Genomic DNA, 1,896 nt, shown 5'->3' on the forward strand with positions numbered 1-1,896 from the left:
GGTAAGCGGCAAGCTGAGGCCGTTCAGCGCGCGTAATTCCACGGCATGAGTGCATCGAGATCGCTGCTGGGCCAGCCGTTGGCGATGCGCTCGAGGGTGTGGGTGAGCCAGGCCTGCGGATTGACGTTGTTCATCTTCGCCGTCTGAAGGAGCGTGGCGATCGTCGCCCAGGTCCTTCCACCGCCATCGCTGCCGGCGAAGAGACTGTTCTTTCTCGTGATCGTCTGAGGTCTGATGGCGCGCTCAACGATGTTGCTGTCGAGCTCGATGCGGCCGTCGGTGAGGAAGCGCTCAAAGATGGAGCGACGCGAGGTGGCGTAGCGGATCGCCTCTGCGAGCTTCGACTTGCCGGAGATCCGCGGCAGGGTCTTCTGCCAGAGGGCGAAGAGCTCCATGACGACCGCAGCAGATGTCGCTTGGCGCGCCGCGACACGGGCGTCAGGGCTTTGACCGCGGGCCGTTTCTTCCACCTCCCAGAGCCTTGCCATCAACTCCACCGTCTCGGTGGCTATCTTGGAACTTTCCGAGGCGTGGAGTTCGTAGAACTTGCGCCTGCTATGGGACCAGCAGCCGGCCAGTATCACACCGTCATTGCCGCCGTCGGATCTGGCAAGCTTGTTATAGGCACCATGGCCGTCGACCTGAAGGATGCCTCGATAGCCACTCAGATGCCGGGCGACCCGATCGCCAGCGCGGCTATCTTCGAAGCGATAGGCGACCATCGGCGGACCACTGCCACCAAAGGGTCTGTCATCCCTGGCATAAGCCCATAGCCAGGCCGTCTTGGCCGATCCGGATCCGGGCGCGAGCGTGGGCAACGTCGTCTCGTCAGCGAAGATACGCTCAGCCTTCTTGATCTCGGCGAGGATGTAATCGGCTAGAATATCGAGCTCGAAGCCGAGCTTGCCCATCCATTGAGCCATTAGCTTCCGGTCAAGCTCGACCTTGTCGCGGGCATAGATTGCCTCCTGCCTATAGAGCGGTAGGCCATCGGCATACTTCGAGACCGCGATCTGGGCGAGAAGTGCTTCTGTCGGAATGCCGCCCTCGATGATATGCGCGGGCGCGGCTGCCTGGATGACGCCGTCTTCGTTCTTGAAGGCATACTTCGGCCGGCGGGTGACGATGACGCGGAACTTCGCCGGCACGACGTCCAGTCGCTCCGAGACGTCTTCTCCGATCAACACCTTCCGCCTGCCCGCATGCTCGGGCAGTTCATCCGGTTCGATCACCACTTCGACCCGCTCCAGATGAGGTGCAAAGCCCTTGCGCGGCCGGGGTGGACGTTTGCCATCGCGATGGGCAGCACCCTTGTTCACTTGGGCTCGGATTGCAGCGATGCCGGTCTCGATCTCCTCAAAGACAAAAGCTTGCTGCTCATCATCAATGCTTGGAGAGCCGAGCTTTTCCGATCGCCGGCCGAAGCGGGCACGATCGAACGCTTTCAGGATCTGGGTCAGTCGTTCGATGCGTTCATCGGCATCGGCGTTTTTGGCCTTCAGGTCTGCGACCTCGCCCTCAAGAGCATCGGTGCGCGCTGCCTTTTCGGCCATGGCAAGGACCATGGCTTTCAGGGTCTCTACATCATCCGGGAGCTGCAGATCGGGCGGCGTCATGAGGCCTACCAGAGCATATTTTGCTCCGGTTTTCCTGCCCTTTTAGGCAGCTGATTCACTTCGCCGCAGGCATTTACCCAACAATTTCCGGCGGCTTCACCGCCACCGAGCGGACCCGTTTCCAGTCCATGCCATCAACGAGCGCCATGAGCTGGGCATGGTTGAGCTGCACCCGGTTATGGCCGATCCGTGGCCAACAGAACTGGGCCTTCTCCAGCCGCTTCGAGTAGAGGCAGACGCCTGATCCATCCCACCACACGATCTTGACCCGATCGGCACA

At 61.1% G+C, this 1,896-nt stretch carries 2 protein-coding genes; both read right to left on the reverse strand.

Going from position 1 to position 1,896, the window contains the following annotated elements:
- Positions 1-23 precede the first annotated feature (23 nt).
- Positions 24-1,616: an IS66 family transposase gene (gene tnpC, locus C5L12_RS27635; protein ID WP_105375164.1), complete on the reverse strand. Its 1,593-nt coding sequence runs from the start codon at positions 1,614-1,616 to the stop codon at positions 24-26.
- Between the two features lie 73 nt (positions 1,617-1,689).
- Positions 1,690-1,896: IS66 family insertion sequence element accessory protein TnpB (tnpB, locus tag C5L12_RS27640; RefSeq protein WP_157949149.1), on the reverse strand; the 207-nt coding region annotated here is incomplete at its 5' end.

Source organism: Neorhizobium huautlense (genome assembly GCF_002968575.1).
Taxonomy (GTDB): Bacteria; Pseudomonadota; Alphaproteobacteria; order Rhizobiales; family Rhizobiaceae; genus Neorhizobium; species Neorhizobium huautlense.